The 20749-nt window shown below is 39.2% G+C and carries 22 protein-coding genes and 1 tRNA gene; 18 read left to right on the forward strand and 5 right to left on the reverse strand.

The window, feature by feature from the left end; all coding sequences use genetic code 11:
- Positions 1-5: 5 nt before the first annotated feature.
- The 5 genes from BLR79_RS01915 to BLR79_RS01935 all read right to left on the reverse strand — a co-directional run bounded on the left by BLR79_RS01915 (position 6) and on the right by BLR79_RS01935 (position 4176).
- Positions 6-1103, reverse strand: a complete 1098-nt coding sequence (locus BLR79_RS01915; protein ID WP_092084328.1) for an ABC transporter substrate-binding protein — start codon at positions 1101-1103, stop codon at positions 6-8.
- Between the two features lie 31 nt (positions 1104-1134).
- The gene (gene hemH / locus BLR79_RS01920) at positions 1135-2088 is read right to left on the reverse strand and encodes a ferrochelatase (RefSeq protein WP_092084330.1); all 954 of its coding nucleotides are present in this window, start codon (positions 2086-2088) and stop codon (positions 1135-1137) included.
- Between the two features lie 34 nt (positions 2089-2122).
- A complete protein-coding gene (locus BLR79_RS01925) occupies positions 2123-2896 on the reverse strand; it encodes an ABC transporter ATP-binding protein (RefSeq protein WP_092084332.1) in 774 nt (257 codons plus the stop codon).
- On the reverse strand, positions 2880-3914 hold the full coding sequence (locus tag BLR79_RS01930; RefSeq protein WP_159427560.1) for a FecCD family ABC transporter permease: 1035 nt from the start codon (positions 3912-3914) through the stop codon (positions 2880-2882). Before BLR79_RS01930 ends, BLR79_RS01925 begins: the two co-directional genes overlap by 17 nt.
- A gap of 188 nt (positions 3915-4102) precedes the next feature.
- Positions 4103-4176, reverse strand: a tRNA-Arg gene (locus tag BLR79_RS01935).
- 164 nt (positions 4177-4340) lie between these two features.
- Here BLR79_RS01935 and BLR79_RS01940 point away from each other — a divergent pair.
- The 18 genes from BLR79_RS01940 to BLR79_RS02025 form a co-directional block, all read left to right on the forward strand.
- Positions 4341-5354: a lactonase family protein gene (locus BLR79_RS01940; RefSeq protein WP_159427561.1), complete on the forward strand. Its 1014-nt coding sequence runs from the start codon at positions 4341-4343 to the stop codon at positions 5352-5354.
- Positions 5355-5560: 206 nt separating this feature from the next.
- A complete protein-coding gene (gene fabT / locus BLR79_RS01945; protein ID WP_092084338.1) occupies positions 5561-6028 on the forward strand; it encodes a fatty acid biosynthesis transcriptional regulator FabT in 468 nt (155 codons plus the stop codon).
- Between the two features lie 2 nt (positions 6029-6030).
- Positions 6031-6972 (forward strand): beta-ketoacyl-ACP synthase 3, encoded by a 942-nt coding sequence (locus BLR79_RS01950; protein ID WP_092084340.1) that lies wholly within the window; start codon positions 6031-6033, stop codon positions 6970-6972.
- A 28-nt stretch (positions 6973-7000) separates the two neighbouring features.
- Complete coding sequence (locus BLR79_RS01955; RefSeq protein WP_092084342.1) at positions 7001-7225, forward strand: acyl carrier protein; 225 nt, start codon at positions 7001-7003, stop codon at positions 7223-7225.
- 26 nt (positions 7226-7251) lie between these two features.
- On the forward strand, positions 7252-8214 hold the full coding sequence (fabK, locus tag BLR79_RS01960) for an enoyl-[acyl-carrier-protein] reductase FabK (RefSeq protein ID WP_092084344.1): 963 nt from the start codon (positions 7252-7254) through the stop codon (positions 8212-8214).
- Between the two features lie 8 nt (positions 8215-8222).
- A complete protein-coding gene (locus BLR79_RS01965; RefSeq protein WP_092084346.1) occupies positions 8223-9164 on the forward strand; it encodes an ACP S-malonyltransferase in 942 nt (313 codons plus the stop codon).
- Positions 9165-9887, forward strand: coding sequence for a 3-oxoacyl-[acyl-carrier-protein] reductase (gene fabG, locus BLR79_RS01970; RefSeq protein WP_092084348.1), 723 nt, complete (start codon positions 9165-9167; stop codon positions 9885-9887).
- Positions 9888-9915: 28 nt separating this feature from the next.
- A complete protein-coding gene (fabF, locus tag BLR79_RS01975; RefSeq protein WP_092084350.1) occupies positions 9916-11160 on the forward strand; it encodes a beta-ketoacyl-ACP synthase II in 1245 nt (414 codons plus the stop codon).
- Entirely contained in the window at positions 11160-11633 is a 474-nt protein-coding gene (gene accB / locus BLR79_RS01980; RefSeq protein WP_092084352.1) for an acetyl-CoA carboxylase biotin carboxyl carrier protein, read from the forward strand. Before fabF ends, accB begins: the two co-directional genes overlap by 1 nt.
- A 15-nt stretch (positions 11634-11648) precedes the next feature.
- Complete coding sequence (gene fabZ, locus BLR79_RS01985; RefSeq protein ID WP_092084354.1) at positions 11649-12083, forward strand: 3-hydroxyacyl-ACP dehydratase FabZ; 435 nt, start codon at positions 11649-11651, stop codon at positions 12081-12083.
- A gap of 1 nt (position 12084) precedes the next feature.
- Positions 12085-13455 carry an acetyl-CoA carboxylase biotin carboxylase subunit gene (locus tag BLR79_RS01990; RefSeq protein ID WP_092084356.1) on the forward strand — a complete coding sequence of 457 codons (1371 nt, stop codon included), beginning with the start codon at positions 12085-12087 and terminating at the stop codon, positions 13453-13455.
- Between the two features lie 17 nt (positions 13456-13472).
- Positions 13473-14321, forward strand: a complete 849-nt coding sequence (locus BLR79_RS01995; RefSeq protein WP_092084358.1) for an acetyl-CoA carboxylase carboxyltransferase subunit beta — start codon at positions 13473-13475, stop codon at positions 14319-14321.
- Between the two features lie 12 nt (positions 14322-14333).
- Complete coding sequence (gene accA / locus BLR79_RS02000) at positions 14334-15116, forward strand: carboxyltransferase subunit alpha (protein ID WP_092084360.1); 783 nt, start codon at positions 14334-14336, stop codon at positions 15114-15116.
- Positions 15117-15484: 368 nt separating this feature from the next.
- On the forward strand, positions 15485-16594 hold the full coding sequence (gene pdhA / locus BLR79_RS02005; protein ID WP_092084362.1) for a pyruvate dehydrogenase (acetyl-transferring) E1 component subunit alpha: 1110 nt from the start codon (positions 15485-15487) through the stop codon (positions 16592-16594).
- A gap of 3 nt (positions 16595-16597) precedes the next feature.
- Positions 16598-17575, forward strand: a complete 978-nt coding sequence (locus tag BLR79_RS02010) for an alpha-ketoacid dehydrogenase subunit beta (protein WP_092084364.1) — start codon at positions 16598-16600, stop codon at positions 17573-17575.
- A gap of 91 nt (positions 17576-17666) precedes the next feature.
- Complete coding sequence (locus BLR79_RS02015) at positions 17667-19001, forward strand: dihydrolipoamide acetyltransferase family protein (RefSeq protein ID WP_092084366.1); 1335 nt, start codon at positions 17667-17669, stop codon at positions 18999-19001.
- 13 nt (positions 19002-19014) lie between these two features.
- Entirely contained in the window at positions 19015-20421 is a 1407-nt protein-coding gene (gene lpdA, locus BLR79_RS02020) for a dihydrolipoyl dehydrogenase (protein ID WP_092084368.1), read from the forward strand.
- Between the two features lie 83 nt (positions 20422-20504).
- Positions 20505-20749 (forward strand): transposase (locus tag BLR79_RS02025; RefSeq protein WP_143338756.1); only part of this gene is annotated, 245 nt, incomplete at its 3' end.

Raw genomic sequence — 20749 nt, forward strand, 5'->3', positions numbered from 1 at the left:
AATAATTATTGCTCGCTAGAAAGAGCATGGGTTAACAATTCTTGAGCCTGTTCGTCGGATAATTCATGGTGATAGAACGTTTGATAGAATGTTTTCATTTCTTCAATCAAATCAACGTTATATAGATCGTTAAAGAATACATGACCTAACCATGGAATACCCATTAAAGCATTAATTGATTTAGGTCCAGATACCCAGTTGAATGGTTCATTTGGAATTAAGTAAAATTGATTCGTTTCAGCCGCCGGTGTTTCTGACCATGGTGCTTCTGCTCGTTGATCAAAGGCTTCTTGATCGGTAAAGAACACCACTTCCGGTTGCCATTCGACAATTTGTTCTGGGGAAACTTCTTTAGAGTTGACCGTGTCTTTTTGATCTTTAGTAAAGACATTCACTAAACCAACTTTTTCTAAAACTTCTGTTCTAAAGTCACCTTCAGCTCCTGTACGCGTCCCATCTTCACCAAAGGCATAATAGAATTTAATATCTTTTTCTTTTGCTTTTTCGTGGTTATCATTGGCCATTGTCAGTAATTTTTCAATGTAATTTACTTGATTTTGAACGTCTTTTTCTAACAATTCACCTAGACGAGTGTAAAGAGTTGGTAAATCGTCTAAGTTACCGTCTAAAAAGATCACAGGGACATCAGTTTGATCTTGTAAAGTATCTAATGTTTCTGCGATGTCGTCTTTTTTATCGCCGATATCGACAATAACGTCTGGGTTTAAGTTAATGATTTCTTCTTTACTTAATTCTTTCTTACCAAATACAGATCCGACCTCAGGCATGTCTGCCATTTCTTGGGGTAAATATTTTAATGCGTCTGGTTTAGGACTGGAGTTCCAGCCGACCATTTTATCTGGAGCAATCGAGTAAAGAACGACTTGACTATTTGGTCCAGAAGCTAAAATCGTTTCAACGTGAGCAGGTAAAGTAATATCACGTCCTAAATCATCGGTAAAGACTTGTGTTTCTTCTTGAGCTAAAGCGACGACAGGCGCGTTAGCTGGTTGAATAAACGTTGCGGCGGGTGCTACTTGAACAAGTAACGTTGCTGCAGCAGTTGCGGCAAATAATTGACGCATGAATTTTGTTTGTTTCATAAAATATCGTCTCCTTAATAAATAGAATAAATTAATTGCTCAATTGAGCTAAGCATTGAATAAAGATCGGTGAATTGTTTAATGCTTCAATAAAAGTAAACGACGTTCCACCAACCGTTAAAAATAATTCCCGTGCTTCTTCATCAATTTCAATCAACGTTTCTAAACAATCCGCAGTAAATGACGGCGCAATCACGCCGACTCGCTGCACGCCGGTTTGGACTAAAGATTGCAAGTGATCCGTTAAGCTTGGTGTAAGCCACTCTGCTTTACCAAATTTTGACTGATAGCAGTGACTTACTGTTACCGGCACATCGAGCTTTTCTTGAATCTTTTTGGTCGTTTTTTGACAGTGCGTCGGGTAAGGATCACCTTGTTGGGCATAATGTAAAGGAATGCCGTGATAAGAACAGACCAAATGATCAAAGGGTTGTTTACGATATGCTTCATGAATGTTAGCAACTAATCCTTCAATATATAAATCATCTTGATAAAAAGAAGATATAAAAGTTAAGTTAGGACAGTTATTTTTATGCTCTAACGCTTTCATCACTTGTTGAAAAACAGGCCTTGTTGTTGAAATTGAATATTGAGGGTATAAGGGAATGACGACTAATTCATCGATGAATTGCTTTAATAATTCATCGATGGTTTGTCTAATCGTCGGTTCTCCGTAGGTCATCGCAAACTTTACAGTACATTCTGGCAACAGCTGTTGAAGTTGTTGGGTTTGATTTTTAGTAATGTAAAGTAAGGGCGACTCATGATAAAAGTTCCACATTTTTTGATAGTCTGCTAGAAGTCGCTTAGGACGAGTGGGTAAGACGATGCCATATAGTGCGGGTCTCCAACGAAAAGGGGATAGATCGACAACGTTTGGATCGCTTAAAAACTCGGCTAAAAATCGGCGAATCGCAGAAATCGTCGGCGCTTCAGGACTACCTAAGTTTACGAGTAAAATAGCTTTTTTACTTGACTGAGTCATTGAAAGGGGTGCTCCTTTATGAATAAAAGTTTAGTTACTTTTGTTGGTTCGTTAATAATTTAGGAACGATTTGAATAGGGTAATGGGGTACTCGGACGGTTTCAACTGAAATATTATAAAGTTGAGACAGCAATGAAGAAGTCATGACCTCTTCAACCGCTCCTTGTTTTAAAATTTGATGATCTTTTAATAAAATCGCTTCATCGCAAAAATGAATGACATCTTGCGGATGATGAGACGTCATCAAAATCGTATAACCTTTATCCGTTAATGTACGAATATGTTGTAAGACGTTGAGTTGATTACCATAGTCTAAATTATTCGTCGGCTCATCTAAAATAATAAATGGGGTTTGTTGCATTAAAGCTTGCACGATACTAATGAGTTGCTTTTGTCCGCCGGATAACGTTAAGTAATTGGAATGGGCCAACTTAGCAATCCCAAACACATCAAGTAGTTCCATGGCTCGCTGATAAGTCGCTTCAGGCGCTTCATTTAAATGAAAAGCCCCAAATTGAACGATATCGATGACTGAATGAGCTGAACGAAGGGATTGTTGTTGAGGCACATAAGCAATTAACGCGGCTCGTTCTTTAATGGACAATTGATTTAAAGATTGACCTTGAAACGTAATATTACCTTGGTAATCATTCGGTAAACCTAAAATACAACGTAAGAGAGTAGTCTTACCAGCCCCATTGGGTCCAAGTAATGCGGTGACTTTCTTTTGCGAAACGCTAAAGGAAAGATCTTTTAAGATGACTTGGTCGCCAAAAGCATAATGGAGATGATCAACGTTTAAAATCATGAAAATTTTCTCCTTTAAGTAGTAAGATTAAATAAACAGGCGCCCCCATTAAAGCAGTTAAAATACCAATCGGAATTTCTGTTGCAGTGAAAGTTCGTGCGACGGTATCGATTAAAATCATAAAAATAGCTCCAACAAAAAACATTAATGAAATTAAGTTGCGATAATTTGAGCCGATAATAATTCGAACGATATGAGGGATGACGAGCCCCACCCAGCCGATCATGCCGGTTAAAGCCACGCTACTTGTAGTAAGAAGTGTGGCTGCAAAAATTAAAACGCTTCGCACATAACGAACATTTAAGCCAACACTTTGTGCCTTATCCTGTCCTAAACTTAAAATATTTAGACTCGAACGGTAATAAAAAATTAACACTAAGCCTAAAATAAAAGCTGGAATTAAAGGGAGCAATTTATGCCACGTTACTGAGCTAAAAGACCCTAACATCCAATAGGTAATAGCAGGCAGTCGGTTATTTTCATCCGCAATCAGCTTTAAGTAACTAACTCCGGCTTGGAAAGTAGAGCTGATGACCATTCCCGATAAAATCAAGCTCAATGTCGGATCAAACTTTAAAAATCGGCTTACCATATAGGTCAATGCCACGCAAATTAAACCAAAAATAAACGAGCTACCAATGACTTGCAAGTGGTTTGCATATAAAAGTAAAGCTAAAGCTGCGCCAAAGGAAGCCCCACTGGACACACCTAATACATTCGGTGAAGCCATTGGGTTATCAAACAGCGCTTGATAGACGGTGCCTGAAATAGCAAGAGCCATGCCGACAAAGATATTAGCAACAATTCGCGGTAAACGAATCTTCCATACAACCCGAACAAAAGCAGGTAAACTCATCCCTTGACCTCGATTTAATAAAAAAACTCCTAATTCCTTAACATCCGTTAAAGAAACAGAATAACGTCCTACAGATAAAGAAAGTCCAATACTCGCTAATAGAAAAATTGAACAAAAAAGAACTTTCAGATGAAAGGAGCGTTTTAAATCATTAAATTCCAAAATAACCTCCTTTGCATTGAAACATTTATAACTATAAGAGGGGTGACCTTCTCTTACTAAATTTATTTTATCATACGTGAGGGTTATAACAATATGCGATAAAATTATTGTGAAAAAAGAGAGTGGAGTAGATCGATTTAGAAGATATAAACAAAAAACCTCCTAGACCATGTCCAGGAGGCTAAGAGCGCGCCCGGCAGGATTCGAACCTGCGACCGTTCGCTTAGAAGGCGAATGCTCTATCCAGCTGAGCTACGAGCGCATATGTTATTCACAACATGTCTTATTATAAGATAGTTCATAGAAAGTATCAAGCCTCTTTTACTAAAAAGTGAAAAAACTTTGAAAGAGGTCCTTTCATTAAAGCGCTTTAAAAGGTTATGTTATACTTGTGTTAACCATTGAATGAAGGGAGAAGCTAACGAAATGAAACAAAATTATATTCTGGGCGGCTATACAAAAAAAGCCAATGATGGATTGTATCAAACAAACTTTGATCCAGAAACATTAACTTTTACTAACACTCGCCGCATTGCGGAATTAACCAACCCTACTTTTGCAACTCTTTCTGAAAATAAAAAACTTTTATTTGCTTTATATCAAGGAGAAGAGTTAGGTGGTGTCATTGCCTTTGAAAAAATAGACGACGGTTGGAAAGAACTGGACCGCATTGCAGCAACGGAAAAAATGGGAAGCCACATTGAGTACCGCGATGAAACCCGAACAATTTATGTATCTAATTATCATGAAGGTGCTTTAGATGTCTATTCTTTAGATAAAGATAACAACCTATGGCACATTCAACGCGAAAATCATGACCAACATCCTGATAAGTCAAATGTTCATTATGCAGGAGTCAGTCATGACGATACGATGTTGTTCGTCGCCGATTTAGGTCAAGATACGGTTTCAACCTATGGCTTTAAAGATGATGGTCAAATTACTTTATTATTTGAATTATCTTTACCTAAAGGAAGCGGACCTCGCCATATTGTTGAGCATCCTAATGCGCCGGTTATTTATGTTATTACAGAACTATCAAGTGAAATTTATGTGATTCGCTTTAGTGTTGATGGCAAATTAGACATTGTTCAACAGCTAGATATTTTACATCATGGGAGTCGAGATGCTTCCAGTGCAGCGATTAAGATGACAAGTAACGGTCAATATTTATATACATCGACTCGTTATGATAACCGTTTGGCTAGTTTTTTAGTGTCTCAACAAGACGGAACTTTAGAAAAAATTGCTGAAATAAGCGCCGAAGTGAGTGTGCCTCGCGATTTTGCTTTAGATGAATCACAACGCTATTTATTAGTGCCGGATCAAGATAGTAATCAGATGGCAATTTTTGAACGAGATTTAGAAACAGGGGAATTACATTTCATTAAAATTAATCAAACGATTCCCGAATGTGTTTGTATTTTACCGAATTATTAAATTAATTTTAGGCCATTTTACCTCTGCTTTTAGATAGCTAATTGCGCGGTGAAATGGTCTTTTGTGTCGTTTCAATAGATTTAGTTAAGAGATCCTTTATTGTTTTTTATACAAAGAATCCTTGACTTCACCAATTTTGTTAGATAAGCTTTGGATGTCAAATAGTTTGATGTTCAAACCATTTAGATGAAAAGGAGAACATACCCATGGAAAAAGATGTATTGCGAGAAATCAATCAATATCTCGTGAAGATTTTTAATGACATATTAGTGCTAGAAGAAGAAGCGTTGAAAGAAAGTACCTTTACAGATGTGACGATTCGCGAATTGCATACCATTGAAGCGATCGGTTTATCAGGAGATACGACGTCTTCTCAAGTCGCTCGCACATTAAATATTACACTAAGCACCGTTAGTACGGCTGTACAAAACTTAGTTAAAAAAGACTACGTGGAACGTGTCCAAAGTACAAAAGACCGCCGTGTTGTCGCTTTAAAATTAACTAAACGAGGCAAGCTATTGTATCGTCTCCATGCAAAATTTCATTTGCAAATGGTTGAACGAATTTTGACAGATATGAATGATGACGAGACACAAGCGCTAATTAAAGGTTTACGCAACTTAGATGAATTTTTAAATGAAATTCGTCAAGAATCATATGCAAAGGAAAAATAACGATGAGTCAAATTATTGCGACGGGTTCTTATTTACCCGATCACTATGTGTCAAATGACGCTTTAATTGAACAAACCCACATTGAATCAAGTGATGAGTGGATTAAACAACGAACGGGCATTAGCGGTCGCCACTTTGTTCAAGGACAACAAACTGTAGCAGAATTGGCGATTAACGCAGCTAAAAATCTATTGGAATCTCTTAAAGAAGATATTTCTAAACAGATTCAATATATCATTGTTGCGAGTATGTCGAGCCAAGGATTAACACCGAGTATCGCTAGTCACATTCAAGGAGCGATTAAAGCGACTCAAGCTTGGGCCTTTGATTTAAATGGAGCGTGTAACGGATTTGTTATGGCATTAGATGTAGCCAATAGCTTATCTAGAGCCCAATCTTCGGGTTACACTTTAGTGATAGGTGCAGAAGCCATGTCGCAAATAATGGATTTTACAGATCGTTCCGTATGCATTTTGTTTGGCGACGGGGCAGGTGCAGTTTTAATTAAACATGATGGACAACCCTTAAGAGGATATCGTTCGCAAATCCATACTCAATTTGACGAACAAAAAGCCATCCAAGTGCCCATTTTAGGTCCTAGTCGCGGGGTCATGAAAATGAAAGGACGAGAAGTATTTAACTTTGTCAATCGTCAAGTGATTCCAGACTTAAAAGAATTTGTCGCCGATGCATCCTTTGATTATTTAATTAGTCACCAAGCTAACGAGCGTTTGCTGGCTTTATTTTCTAAACAGTTGCATTTAAAGTCATCCAATATTCCTTGCAATATTCAACACGTAGGAAATATGTCAGCTGCAAGTATTCCTGTTTTAATAGACCAGATGGTGCAAAAGGAACAGGTACATTTAGACCAAAGTAAAACCGTTGTTTTAGTTGGGTTTGGTGGCGGCTTGTCTTGGGGATTCATTCAAATGAAATTATAAAAATAAATAACAATTCAGGAGGATTATTATGGTTTTTGAAAAAGTAAAAGAAATTATTGTTGATGAATTAGGGATTGAAGAAGATGAAGTGACACCCGAGACGAACTTTGAAGAAGATTTAAAAGCAGACTCTTTAGACGTCTTCCAAATCATTTCTGAAATTGAAGATGAATTAGATATTACGATCGATACAGATCAAAACTTACAAACAGTTCAAGATTTAGTCGATTATATCGAAGGATTGCAACAATAATTAAATCATAAAAGGAAGATTAAAAGATGAAGACAGCGATTACTGAGTTACTAAACATTCAATATCCCATCGTCCAAGGGGCGATGGCTTGGGTGGCCGATGCGGGTTTAGCGAGTGCGGTATCTAACGCAGGAGGACTAGGCGTCATTGGTACGGGACATGATACAGCACAAACGGTTAAGGAAAAGGTAGAAGAAATGCTTTCTAAAACCGACAAACCTTTTGCTGTTAATATTATGTTACTTAATAAACATGCCGATGAAGTAGTAGACTATTTAAGCCAATCACCTGTTAAGATCGTTACGACGGGTGCAGGGAACCCTTCAAAATATATTAAACAACTCCAAGACGCAGGGATTTGTGTAATTCCAGTAGTCGCTTCTGTTGCTTTAGCCAAGCGAATGGAGCGCATTGGCGCTGACGCAGTCATTGTCGAAGGGATGGAAGCAGGCGGACATATTGGTAAATTGACCACGATGGCACTCCTTCCTCAAGTGGCGGATGCGGTATCCATTCCTGTTATTGCTGCAGGTGGAATTGGTGATGGAAGAGGTTTTGCTGCCGCTTTAATTTTAGGAGCGGACGGCGTTCAAGTAGGGACTCGTTTTGTTGTTGCTAAAGAGTCGAATGCTCACGCAAACTTTAAAGAACGTATTCTTAAAGCAAAAGATGTTGATACGGTCATAACAGGAGAACTAACAGGTCATCCTGTACGTGTTTTAAAAAATCAACTAACAAGAACGTACTTAGAAGCTCAAAGACAAGAAACGAGTAAAGAAAAACCTGACTTTAAGCGTCTAGAAGCGCTAGCCGAAGGAGCGTTAAGACGGGCGGTTGTCGAAGGAGATATTAAAAACAGCTCACTAATGGCTGGACAAATCTCCGGGCTAATAACAAAAGAAGAAACCGTTTCAGAAATTATTAAAGACTATGTCCAAAGCGGGCGTCAAGCTTTAATAAGTAAACAGTCTATGTGGGATGATCAGTAGGAGAGTATATGAAACTTGCGATTGTATTTAATGGTCAAGGGGCCCATTATCAAAAGATGGGGCTCGATTTTTTTAAACATTTTTCTAAAGCTAAAGACGTCTTAATGACTGCTCAGTCTTTATTAGATGAGCCATTATTGGACTGGATCGAAAACCAGCCCGAAAAGTTTGAACAAACTAAATATGCTCAACCTGCTATTGCTGCGGTAAGTTTAGCTATTTATGAAAGTATTCGGCCGCTTCTACCATCTATTTCTTATATGGCTGGATTAAGTTTAGGTGAGTACTCTGCTCTTATAGCAAGTGGGTATCTTACTTTAGAAGAAGGATTGGAGCTCCTTATTAAGCGAGGCGAATTAATGTCTACTCATTGTGACGTCTTAAAAAAGGAAACCCCTTCTCAAATGTTAGCTGTAGTGGGTGTTCCCTTAAAAGAAGTTCAAGAACTCATTCAGTCGTCTCATTTAAAGGACCTTTGGGTTGCTAATATTAATTCGACCGGACAAATTATTGTTGCCGGTTCCAAAAAAACAACGAAAGCAGTTCGTTCTTTTGCTAAAGAAAAAGGTTACCGTCGTTTAATACCTTTAAAGGTCGAAGGACCTTTTCACACACCGCTAATGAATCCGATAAGACTTCCCTATGAAAAAGTGCTCGATGAGACTTCATTTAAGTTAGGAAAAGTACCTGTCATTAGTAATACGACTTTACAAACTCATCGTTTAGATGAGATTAAACCAACATTAGTCGATCATTTAACTAAACCCGTTCGTTGGCAAGAAACCATCGATTGGTTTAGTCAACAAGGAGTGACTCATTTAATTCAAATTGGTCCTGGGTCGACATTAGTGAATTTATTAAAGCGAGAAAAGGTTCCTTTTAAATATATGGTTGTTGAAGAAGTAGCGGATGTAGATAAAGTTAGTGAGTTTGTTAAGGAGATTGAGTAAATGTCAAAAGTATGTTTTATCACCGGAAGTTCAAGAGGGATTGGTTTAGCCATTGCTAAAGATTTAGCAAAACAAGGTCATCAAGTTATTTTGAACAGCCGAAGTCCTTTAGATGAAAGTGTATTGGATCAATTTAAAGACGCTCCCAAGCCTGTTGGTCAAATGATTGGCGATGTTAGTGATTTTGATACGGCTAAACAATTAATCGACTCGATAAAAGAAGAATACGGCCGGTTAGATGTACTCATTAATAATGCAGGTATTACATGGGACAATTTAATGATTCGTATGAAAGAAGAAGAGTTTGATCAAGTGATTAAAACGAATTTAAAAGGAACATTTAATACTTGTCGTTTTGCTTCTTCTATTATGTTGCGCCAACGAGCAGGATGCATAATCAATATGACCAGTGTGGTTGGAATTACAGGAAATATAGGGCAGACGAACTACGCTGCCAGTAAAGCAGGCGTCATTGGTCTGACGAAATCTTTAGCCAAAGAATTGGCTTCGCGTTCGATTACCGTTAACGCGATCGCACCTGGTTTTATTGAAACAGGTATGACAGATCAGTTGAGCGATAAAGTAAAAGAAGCAACCCTTAACAATATTCCGTTAAAACGCATGGGCCAAGTAGAAGATATTTGTCGTTGTGTTAATTATTTAATAGACGCGACCTATGTTACGGGGCAAGTGTTGGAAGTTAACGGCGGCTTACATATGTAACCAAAGTCAAAACAAAGGAGATTAGGTTATGCAACGTGTAGTAATTACAGGAATGGGGACAATATCTCCCATTGGAAATGATGTTGAAACATTTTGGGAAAGTATTAAACAAGAAACGAGCGGGATTGGTCCAATAACAAAGTTTGATGCAAGTCAAACTGGGATTTATGTCGCTGGTGAAGTTAAGGATTATGATCCAAGTCTGACAATGGATCGCCGTGAACATCGTCGGATGGATTGGTTTTCAAAGTACGGCGTTTCAGCGGCAGTCGAAGCAGCGAAGATGAGTGAATATCCTATTGAAGATCAGGCCGACCGCGTCGGTGTATTTGTTAGTTCAGGAATTGGTGGGTTAGTAGAAATTGAAGACGGCATTAAACGCATGCTGGATAAAGGACCTAAACGAGTTCCTCCTCTTTTTGTTCCAATGACTATTGGTAATATGGCTGCTGGAAATATTTCCATTAAGTTAGGCGCTAAAGGACCGAGTTTAGATATCGTCACCGCTTGTGCTTCAGCAACAAACGCGATTGGGGAAGCCTTTTTAAAAATCAAATACGGCTTATTAGATGCAGCTTTTGCTGGTGGAGCAGAAGGAACGATTAATGAAATTGGAATTGCTGGATTTGCCGCGTTGACGGCACTTTCTACGAATGAAGACCCTAAAACCGCTTCTCGTCCCTTTGATAAAGACCGAGATGGATTTGTGATGGGAGAAGGTTCAGGTATTTTATTTTTAGAATCCCTCGAATCTGCTTTAGACCGCGGGGCTAAAATTTATGGCGAAGTGGTAGGGTATGGAACTAATAGTGATGCTAGTCATATGACCGCTCCGTCTGAAGATGGAAGTGGTGCTGGAAAAGCGATTAAACAAGCCTTAGACATGGCTAATATTGAACCTTGTGCAATTGATTATATTAATGCCCATGGGACAAGTACACCTACAAATGAAACAGCAGAAATTAAAGCCATTAATTATGCTTTAGGAGAGCACGCCAAACGTATTCCCATTTCCAGTTCGAAAGGATACTTTGGTCATTTATTAGGAGCTGCCGGAGGGGTAGAAGCCATCGTTGTCACTAAAGCTCTCGAAGAAGGCTTTATTCCACCAACATTAGGCTTACAAAATCCTCAAGAAGAATTTGACGGATATGATTTAGTTCCTCAAAAAGGACGCAATCAATCTATTGATTATGCTTTATCCAACTCTTTAGGATTTGGTGGTCACAATGCGATTTTAGTGTTTAAGCGTTGGAAAGGAGATGAAGCTTAATGAATGTACAAGATATTTTAAAGATCGTCGAAGAAATCGATGGTTCTTCCCTAGCTTATTTTGATTACCATAGTGAAGATGTGCACTTGACATTAGCAAAAGAGATGCTCAATAGTCCGTCGCATTTTACTCAGTCCGCTTCAATTTCTCAAGAAGTTGAAAAGAAGGAACCCTCTATTGAAGTAACGAGTCACGCGACGGAAAACAATGCGGTTCAAGAAGAAACAGTAGATGAAAATATTCGCGAAGTGACAGCTCCGATTATAGGTGTGGCTTACTTACAGCCTAAACCAGAAGAACCTCCCTTTATTAAAGTAGGAGACTACGTCAATGAAGGGGACGTTATTATGATTTTAGAAGCGATGAAGTTAATGAATGAAATTCAATCAACAGAGTCTGGGGTTGTCACCGAAATTTTAGTCGAAAACGAAGAAGTAGTCGAGTACGGTCAACCACTCATTCGTGTGAAATAAAAAGGAGAGGTAAATATGCCAGTATTAAATGCCCAACAAGTTATGGAGATTATCCCAAACCGCTTCCCGATTGGTTATATTGATGCGGTAGATGAAGTAGAACCTGGAAAGCGTATTGTTGCACGTAAAAACGTGACTATTAACGAGCACTTTTTCCAAGGACATTTCCCTGGAGAACCGGTGATGCCGGGAGTGTTAATTGTCGAATGCCTTGCCCAAGCAGGATCGATTTCCTTACTTATGTTAGATGAGCTCAAAGGAAAGCACGGTTATTTAGGTGGAGTCGATAAAGTGCGCTTCCGCCAAAAAGTTGTTCCCGGCGATGTGTTAAGACTGGAAGTTGAAATTAACAAATTACGTCGTAATATTGGAACAGCGACAGGAACAGCGTGGGTTGAAGACAAGCGTGTTTGTACTTGTGAGATGACCTTTATTGTAGGAGCCGATTAAGATGTTTAAAAAGATATTGGTTGCTAATCGCGGGGAAATTGCGTGCCGGATTATTCGTGCCTTACGAGAGATGAACATTACATCGGTTGCGGTATATAGTCAAGCCGATCAAGATGCCTTGCATACTCAGCTTGCTGATGAAGCGATTCAAATCGGCCCGGCAAACAGTTTAAATTCCTATCAAAATCCAGTAGCTATTTTAACTGCGGCGATGGTGACCGGTGCCGATGCCATTCACCCGGGATACGGTTTTTTATCCGAGCGACACGATTTCATTCAAATGTGTGAAGATGTAGGAATGAAATTTATCGGACCTAGAAGTGATGTGGTTAAGTTAATGGGGAACAAACAAAATGCTCGTTTGACGATGGAAAAAGCAGGCGTACCTATTGTTCCCGGAAGTAAAGGGTTAGTGTACTCTTTACAAGAAGCAAAAGAAGTCGCTAGAACGATCGGGTTTCCTTTAATGGTTAAAGCAGCAGACGGCGGTGGAGGCCGAGGAATGCGTCGGGTAGAAAGTATGGAAGACCTTCCAAGGTTATTTGACCAAGCCCAACAAGAAACGTGGTCCATCTATGGCAACAAAGACTTATATATTGAACGGATTATTGCGCCAGCTAGACACATTGAAGTCCAATTATTAGCTGATGAACATGGTCATGTGATCCATTTAGGTGAAAGGGACTGCTCATTGCAGCGCAATCATCAAAAGGTATTAGAAATTGCGCCGGCTCCCTTTTTACCTGAAGAGGTGCGAGAAAAAATGTACCAAGCATCAGTTAATGCAGCGCAAAGCATTGGCTATTGGAATGCGGGAACAATTGAATATTTAGTCGATGAAGACAACCAATTTTACTTTATGGAGATGAATACCCGCTTACAAGTAGAACATACAATTAGTGAAGCAATTAGTGGCGTTGATATTGTTAAAGAACAAATTAATATTGCGATGGACAAACCCTTATCTTTTCAACAAGAAGACATTCAGTTGTCAGGGTACGCAATTGAAGCGAGATTAAATGCAGAAAATCCTAAAGAAAACTTCTTACCTGCCAGCGGCCATATTAATCGCTTATTGTTACCTGTAGGTGGGTTAGGTTTACGCGTAGAAACAGGTATTTATTCCAACTATACTCTACCACCCTTTTACGATTCAATGATTGCCAAAGTGATCACTTATGCTTCGACATTAGAAGAAGCTTTCATTATTATGCATCGTGCTTTAGATGAAGTAGTAGTGGAAGGAGTAGAGACGAATATTGAATTGCTGCAAGATTTATCGACGACTTCCAAGCTTTTAAAAGATTCAGTGCATACGATGTGGCTCCAAGAGGTGTATATGCCTCAATGGCTAACAACCTCAAAACGTTAAAGAAAAGAGTGAGATGAATGTTTCGACGTCACAATAAAATCCGTTTAAATCCAGTCCATCCTAAAGAGTACTATGAACGTCTAAAAAAAGTACCCGACGATTTAATTAAACGGTGCCCTCATTGTCAAAAAGCATTAGTGAATAAACAATTACCTAAAGACTATACGTGCTATCATTGCGGATTGCCTCTAACTTTTCCGGCAAAAGAACGAATTGAGTGGCTATTAGATGAAGGAACATTTCAAGAATGGAATGAGTCTTTAACCACTCAAAATCCTTTAGACTTTCCCGGATATCAACAAAAAATCGACGAAACAGCCTCTCGCTTAGAAATAAATGAAGCGGTCATAACAGGTGTGGGGAAATTAGCTAACCAACCTTTAGCGATAGGCGTTATGGATTCACGATTCATTATGGCAAGTATGGGAACCATTGTAGGAGAAAAATTAACCCGCTTATTTGAAGAAGCCACTTGCCAACGACTGCCCGTCGTTTTATTTCTTGCATCAGGAGGCGCTCGGATGCAAGAAGGGATTTTATCTTTAATGCAAATGGCTAAAGTCTCTCAAGCCGTTGAAAGACACGATAAAGCGGGCTTGTTTTATCTTTGTGTGTTAACCAATCCTACAACAGGAGGTGTAACAGCTAGTTTTGCAACTCAAGCAGATATTATTTTAGCTGAACCTCGAGCACTCGTAGGATTTGCAGGAAGACGTGTTATTGAACAAACAACAAAGGTAACTCTTCCAGAAGATTTTCAACAAGCAGAAACGGTGTTAGCTAATGGATTTATTGATCATATTGTACCCCGGTCTCACCAGCATGAAACCCTTTCTTTTTTACTTAAAGCCCATTCGATATCTTAAGGAGGTAGAGTGATGGATACTTATCATATTGTACAAAAGTCTCGCGATATTCAGCGTCCCTCTGCCCTTGAGGTGATTCATCACTTAACAAATGGTCGGTTTTTAGAGTGTCATGGAGATCGATTAATGGCTGATGATGCTGCGATGATTGGTGGCGTCGGTCTCGTTGATGAATTACCTGTTACATTTATAGGTATTCAAAAAGGGACGACGTTACAAGAAAACTTAAGACGTAATTTTGGTTCTAGTGGGCCCGCCGGTTACCGCAAAGCTCAACGCTTAATGAAACAAGCAGAGAAATTTAACCGTCCCGTTGTGACACTAATTAATACCGCTGGAGCGGACTGCTCTCCGGAAGCAGAAAAATTCGGAATCGGAGAAGCGATCGCTCAAACTTTACTCGTAATGGCGGGATTAACGGTTCCTACTTTAGCTCTTATTTTAGGAGAAGGAGGAAGTGGCGGTGCGATTGCTTTAGCCTTAGCAGACCGGGTATGGATGTTAGAACAAGCGACTTATTCAATCTTATCCCCCGAAGGGTTTGCTTCTATTCTATGGAAAGATGCTAAGCTGGCTCCTAAAGCTGCCGATCTGATGAAGCTAACAGCCTATGAATTAAAAGAGTTACAAGTCATTGATCATTATATTTGCGAACAGATAGATGGACAACCTCTACCAAAAGACGTCTTAATTGAACAGATCGCCCAATCGATTCAAAAAGAGTTGTATCAATTGATCGAAATGGATACGAGACAGCGTTTAGATGAGCGAAGAAATAAATTTAGACAATTTTAGCCAGTTGATCTGGCTTTTTTTATTAACTTTTTTTAAAAAAATAAAAATTATTACTTCACAAACTATCTTTAAATCAACAGAAGTGTCTAAAAACTAGTACAGTTTTCTTGAATGTATTGATACAGATTGACCCTCAATAGAGAGGTTCTTATGTTAATTGAATAATTTTTTATCAAATCCAACTGTACCAAGAGTATCACTTCACAAAGTTGTATGACACTGATGAAATAAGGAAATAGTAAGGGATTTCTCTTGCGTTGAAAGCGTTTAAATGATACATTATAGACGTAGCGAGCAATAGTACAGTTTTGAAATAATTTGTATCTGTTGTACTCAGTATTATAAATATGGAGAGGAATGTATACAGTATGGCAACAAGCAATATTCCAGAAAAATTAAAAGAGTTATTGCAACATGATAACTACGATTTTAGTATGGTCCAAGTATTAGACCCTGAAGGAAACGTGGTCGACAAAGATTTATTACCAGACTTATCAGATGATGAATTAGTACAATTAATGGAGCGTATGGTATGGTCACGTATTTTACACGAACGTTCTACCGCTCTTAACCGTCAAGGACGTTTAGGATTCTATGCTCCAACTTGGGGTCAAGAAGCTTCACAAATTGGATCCGTTAGCCCATTAACTGAAGATGACTTCTTATTACCTGGATACCGTGACGTGCCGCAATTGGTTATTCATGGCTTGCCACTACATAAAGCGTTCTTATGGTCACGTGGTCATATGGAAGGAAGCACTTATCCAGAAGACTTCCACGCCTATCCACCACAAATCATCATCGGTGCACAATATATTCAAGCAACCGGTGTTGCGATGGCCTTAAAGATTAAAGGTAAAGAAGCTGTCGCAGTTACATGGACAGGAGACGGTGGAACTTCTCAAGGTGACTTCTACGAAGGAATTAACGCAGCTGGAGCATACCGTGTACCTGCTTTATTCTTCATCCAAAACAACGGATGGGCCATTTCTACACCACGCTCACAACAAACTCATGCTAAAACTTTAGCACAAAAAGCAGTGGCAGCAGGAATTCCTGGTATTCAAGTAGACGGAATGGATATTTTAGCTGTTTACGCAGTAACTCAAGCAGCGCGTAACATCGCTATTGAAGATAATATGCCTGTTTTAATTGAAGCAATCACTTACCGTTATGGTCCGCATACGCTATCTGGAGACGACCCAACGCGTTATCAAGAAGAAGGAACGCAAGATGAGTGGCGTGCAAAAGACCCACTTATTCGCTTCCGTAAATTCTTAACAGCTAAAGGCTTATGGTCTGATGAAAAAGAAGAAGAAGTGATTGAGCGTACTAAAGAAGAGATCCGCGAAGCGATCAAACAAGCAGACGCAACACCAAAACAAAAAGTTTCTGAATTCTTAGAAGTCATGTATGAAACACCAGACTTTGTGACTCAAGAACAAATCGAATACTACAAAGCAAAGGAGAGTAAATAAATCATGGCACAAAAAACAATGATTGAAGCCATTACAGAAGCAATGGCAACCGAATTACGTAATGATGATAAGACACTCATCTTTGGTGAGGACGTGGGATTAAACGGAGGTGTATTCCGTGCGACTCAAGGTCTCCAAGCTGAGTTCGGAGAAGACCGTGTATTTAACACTCCTTTAGCAGAGTCTGCTATTGGTGGATTAGCTGTTGGATTAGCTTTAGAAGGTTTCCGTCCGATTGCAGAGATTCAATTCTTAGGGTTCATTTTTGAAACAATGGACTCTGTGGTTGGTCAAGCAGCTCGTACACGTTTCCGTTTAGGTGGAACACGTAACCAAGCAATTACTTTCCGTGCACCATTTGGTGGGGGAGTAGCAACACCTGAAATGCACGCAGATAACTTAGAAGGTTTAATTGCGCAAAACCCAGGAATTAAAGTTGTTATTCCATCTAACCCATATGACGCAAAAGGTTTATTAATTTCTTCTATCCGCGACAATGACCCAGTATTCTTCTTAGAGCATATGAAGTTATACCGTTCATTCCGTGATGAAGTTCCGGAAGAAGAGTATACGATTCCATTAGGTAAAGCGAGTGTACCAAGAGAAGGGACAGATATTTCTGTAATTACTTACGGTGCAATGGTTCGCGAAGCGTTAAAAGCTGCAGAAGAACTAGAAAAAGAAGGTATTTCTGTCGAAGTAATGGACTTAAGAACCGTTCATCCATTAGACATTGAAGCGATTATGGCAACGACTGAAAAAACAGGTCGCGTTGTAGTCGTTCAAGAAGCACAACGTCAAGCAGGGGTTGCGCAAAAAGTTATGGCTGAAATTTCAGAAAGATCTATCTTACACTTAGAAGCACCGATCGGATTAGTGGCTGCACCAGATACAATCTATCCATTTGCTCAAGCAGAAAACGACTGGTTACCAAACGCAGCTGACATTAAAGAAAAAGTAAAAGAAATTTACAACTTCTAATAACAATAATGATAAGAAGGCCTCTAGCTTTTTGCTAGAGTTTCTTCTTAATTGTTTAAGAAATTCATCAAAGAAAGGATGCACCTAAAACATGGCATACAAATTTAGATTACCTGATATCGGTGAAGGAATTCATGAAGGTGAAATCGTCAAGTGGGACGTAGAAGAAGGACAAGAAGTTCAAGAAGACGATACATTAGTTGAAATCCAAAACGATAAATCAGTTGAAGAAATCCCATCTCCAGTTACAGGTAAAGTGTTGAAAATTCACTTTGCAGAAGGAGAAGTCGCTCACGTCGGAGACGTTTTAGTCGAAATCGATGCACCTGGCTATGAAGGTAACGATGAAGAAGACGAAGCACCTGCTCAAGAAGAAGTAGCAGAAGAAAAAACTGAAGCAGTCGAGTCAACACCAGAATCTCCAACAGGTAAAGAAGTAGAGCTAGAAGAGTCAAGCGAATCAGCTTCACAAGCTAAAAAAGCTGTAGCAACTAACAATTCAACAGGACGCGTTTTAGCAATGCCTTCTGTTCGTAAATATGCTCGCGATAAAGGTGTAGATATTACTCAAGTAACGCCAACAGGTAAAGGCGGACGTGTTTTACGCGAAGATATTGATAATTACGATCCAAATGCAGCTCCAGCAACTGAAGCAGCTCAAGAAGGAGCAACACCAGAAGCAACGCCAGCTGCAGCACAACCTTACGTTTCAGCACAACCTGAAGCTGAAGTTAGAGAGCCAATGTCTGGTATGCGTAAAGCCATCTCTAAGGCGATGGTTAACTCTGTTCATACAGCGCCACACGTTACATTATTCGATGAAGTAGAAGTATCTGCTTTATGGAACCACCGTAATAAATTTAAAACAATTGCTGCTGAACGCGATACGAAGTTAACTTTCTTACCGTATGTTGTTAAAGCATTAGTTGCGACTGTTAAGAAATTCCCAATCTTAAACGCATCAATTGACGATTCAACTCAAGAAATTGTACTTAAAAACTACTACAATATCGGTATCGCTACAGACACAGAGCGTGGTTTATTTGTTCCAACAGTAAAAGACGCTAACGCGAAGAGCATGTTTGCGATTGCAGATGAAATTTCCGAAAAAGCGGCTTTAGCTCATGAAGGAAAACTATCTGCTTCTGATATGAGTCACGGTACAATTTCAATTTCAAACATCGGATCAGCAAGAGGACAATGGTTCACTCCAATTATTAACCACCCTGAAGTAGCAATTTTAGGTGTGGGTACAATTAACAAAGAACCAATTGTGAATGAAGACGATGAAATCGTAGTAGGACGTATGATGAAATTATCATTAAGCTTTGACCACCGTATTGTGGACGGAGCAACAGCTCAATTAGCAATGAACGAATTAAAACGTCTATTAAACGATCCAGAACTATTGTTAATGGAAGGATAAGGTGGAACTTTAAATGGTAGTAGGAGATTTCTCAATTGAACTAGATACAGTCGTTATCGGTTCAGGACCGGGTGGATATGTCGCAGCAATTCGCGCTTCCCAATTAGGTCAAAAAGTTGCCATCATTGAACGTGATACCATTGGTGGTACTTGTTTAAACGTTGGATGTATTCCATCTAAAGCGTTAATTAACGCTGGACACGTTTATCAAAATGCATTAAACGGCAAGCATTTCGGAATTACCGCTAAAGATGTGGAAATTGATTTTGGTCGTACTCAAGACTGGAAACAACACGAAGTCGTTGATACTTTAACAGGCGGTATCGAAATGTTACTTAAAAAACATAAAGTAGAAATTATTAAAGGAGAGGCTTTCTTAGTCGATCCACATACACTACGTGTTGCAACAGAAGATTCAGCTCAAACTTATAGCTACAACAATATGATTGTTGCTACAGGTAGCCGTCCGATTGAGATTCCAGGATTTAAGTTTAAAGGACGCGTCCTAGATTCAACCGGTGCGTTAGCTTTAGAAGAAATTCCAAAGGAAATGGTCGTTATCGGGGGCGGGTACATTGGTTCTGAATTAGCGGGTGTATATGCTAACTTTGGAACAAAAGTAACCATTCTTGAAGGATCAGACCAAATCATTCCGACCTTTGAAAAAGATATGGTCAAATTAGTTGAAAACAACTTCACCGAAAAAGGTGTTAATGTCGTCACGAATGCGATGGCTAAAGAAGCTAAAGAAAAAGACGACCGCGTAACCGTTACTTATGAAGTCAATGGTAAAGAAGAACAAGTGGAAGCAGACTATGTTTTAGTGACAGTTGGACGTCGTCCAAACACGGATGAATTAGGTTTAGAAATTGCAGGCGTTGAAATTGACGAACGCGGTCTAATTCCTGTTGACAAACAAGGACGCACTAACGTCGATAACATTTTTGCGATTGGAGATGCTGTAAAAGGTGCAGCCTTAGCTCATAAAGCAAGTTACGAAGGTAAAGTTGCTGCAGCAGCGATCAGTGGCAAACCTGATGAAGTAGACTATATCGCAATGCCAGCGGTATGTTTCACAGACCCAGAACTAGCTTCTGTAGGATATACAGCTAAAGAAGCTAAAGAAGCTGGATTAGATGTTAAAGCATCTAAATTCCCACTAGCTGCTAACGGACGTGCATTATCTCTTAATGCGACACAAGGATTCATTCGTTTAGTTTCCACTAAAGAAGAAGGAATCATTGTCGGGGCACAAGTCGCTGGTGTCGGAGCTTCAGATATTATTGCTGAATTAGGTTTAGCCGTTGAAGGTGGCTTAAACGTTGAAGATATCGCGTTAACAATCCACGCTCACCCAACATTAGGTGAAACAGTAATGGATGCCGCTGAATTAGCTGAAGGTCTTCCAATTCATATTTAATGCACAAAAGAACTTGAGCAATGTGATATGCTCCCCCTAAAGTAGACACTGTAAAAAGTAAATCTATTTTAGGGGGAGTTTTTATGCGCTCAAATAGTAAACATACCGTAGAAGACCTTGAAAGGTACATTGAAATGTATCTAAGTAATGGGAAGAGTTACAAGGAATTACGTGATGATTATGGGTTGATATTGAGTGAATCGGTCTTTGGTCAAAAAGTCTTGAGATATCAGGCCTACGGTCTTAAAGGTATTCAGTCAAGGTTGAAAAACAGTCATTATACTAAAGATTTTAAAATGACTGTAGTTAATGAACACATTATTGAAGG

This window comes from Dolosicoccus paucivorans (genome assembly GCF_900100125.1).
GTDB lineage: Bacteria > Bacillota > Bacilli > Lactobacillales > Aerococcaceae > Dolosicoccus > Dolosicoccus paucivorans.

Bases quoted from the DNA above. Each gene is read 5' to 3' on its own strand.
- BLR79_RS01915 (WP_092084328.1), bottom strand. From the start codon at position 1,103: ATGAAACAAACAAAATTCATGCGTCAATTATTTGCCGCAACTGCTGCA.
- hemH (WP_092084330.1), bottom strand. From the start codon at position 2,088: ATGACTCAGTCAAGTAAAAAAGCTATTTTACTCGTAAACTTAGGTAGT.
- BLR79_RS01925 (WP_092084332.1), bottom strand. From the start codon at position 2,896: ATGATTTTAAACGTTGATCATCTCCATTATGCTTTTGGCGACCAAGTC.
- BLR79_RS01940 (WP_159427561.1), top strand. From the start codon at position 4,341: ATGAAACAAAATTATATTCTGGGCGGCTATACAAAAAAAGCCAATGAT.
- fabT (WP_092084338.1), top strand. From the start codon at position 5,561: ATGGAAAAAGATGTATTGCGAGAAATCAATCAATATCTCGTGAAGATT.
- BLR79_RS01950 (WP_092084340.1), top strand. From the start codon at position 6,031: ATGAGTCAAATTATTGCGACGGGTTCTTATTTACCCGATCACTATGTG.
- BLR79_RS01955 (WP_092084342.1), top strand. From the start codon at position 7,001: ATGGTTTTTGAAAAAGTAAAAGAAATTATTGTTGATGAATTAGGGATT.
- fabK (WP_092084344.1), top strand. From the start codon at position 7,252: ATGAAGACAGCGATTACTGAGTTACTAAACATTCAATATCCCATCGTC.
- BLR79_RS01965 (WP_092084346.1), top strand. From the start codon at position 8,223: ATGAAACTTGCGATTGTATTTAATGGTCAAGGGGCCCATTATCAAAAG.
- fabG (WP_092084348.1), top strand. From the start codon at position 9,165: ATGTCAAAAGTATGTTTTATCACCGGAAGTTCAAGAGGGATTGGTTTA.
- fabF (WP_092084350.1), top strand. From the start codon at position 9,916: ATGCAACGTGTAGTAATTACAGGAATGGGGACAATATCTCCCATTGGA.
- accB (WP_092084352.1), top strand. From the start codon at position 11,160: ATGAATGTACAAGATATTTTAAAGATCGTCGAAGAAATCGATGGTTCT.
- fabZ (WP_092084354.1), top strand. From the start codon at position 11,649: ATGCCAGTATTAAATGCCCAACAAGTTATGGAGATTATCCCAAACCGC.
- BLR79_RS01990 (WP_092084356.1), top strand. From the start codon at position 12,085: ATGTTTAAAAAGATATTGGTTGCTAATCGCGGGGAAATTGCGTGCCGG.
- BLR79_RS01995 (WP_092084358.1), top strand. From the start codon at position 13,473: ATGTTTCGACGTCACAATAAAATCCGTTTAAATCCAGTCCATCCTAAA.
- accA (WP_092084360.1), top strand. From the start codon at position 14,334: ATGGATACTTATCATATTGTACAAAAGTCTCGCGATATTCAGCGTCCC.
- pdhA (WP_092084362.1), top strand. From the start codon at position 15,485: ATGGCAACAAGCAATATTCCAGAAAAATTAAAAGAGTTATTGCAACAT.
- BLR79_RS02010 (WP_092084364.1), top strand. From the start codon at position 16,598: ATGGCACAAAAAACAATGATTGAAGCCATTACAGAAGCAATGGCAACC.
- BLR79_RS02015 (WP_092084366.1), top strand. From the start codon at position 17,667: ATGGCATACAAATTTAGATTACCTGATATCGGTGAAGGAATTCATGAA.
- lpdA (WP_092084368.1), top strand. From the start codon at position 19,015: ATGGTAGTAGGAGATTTCTCAATTGAACTAGATACAGTCGTTATCGGT.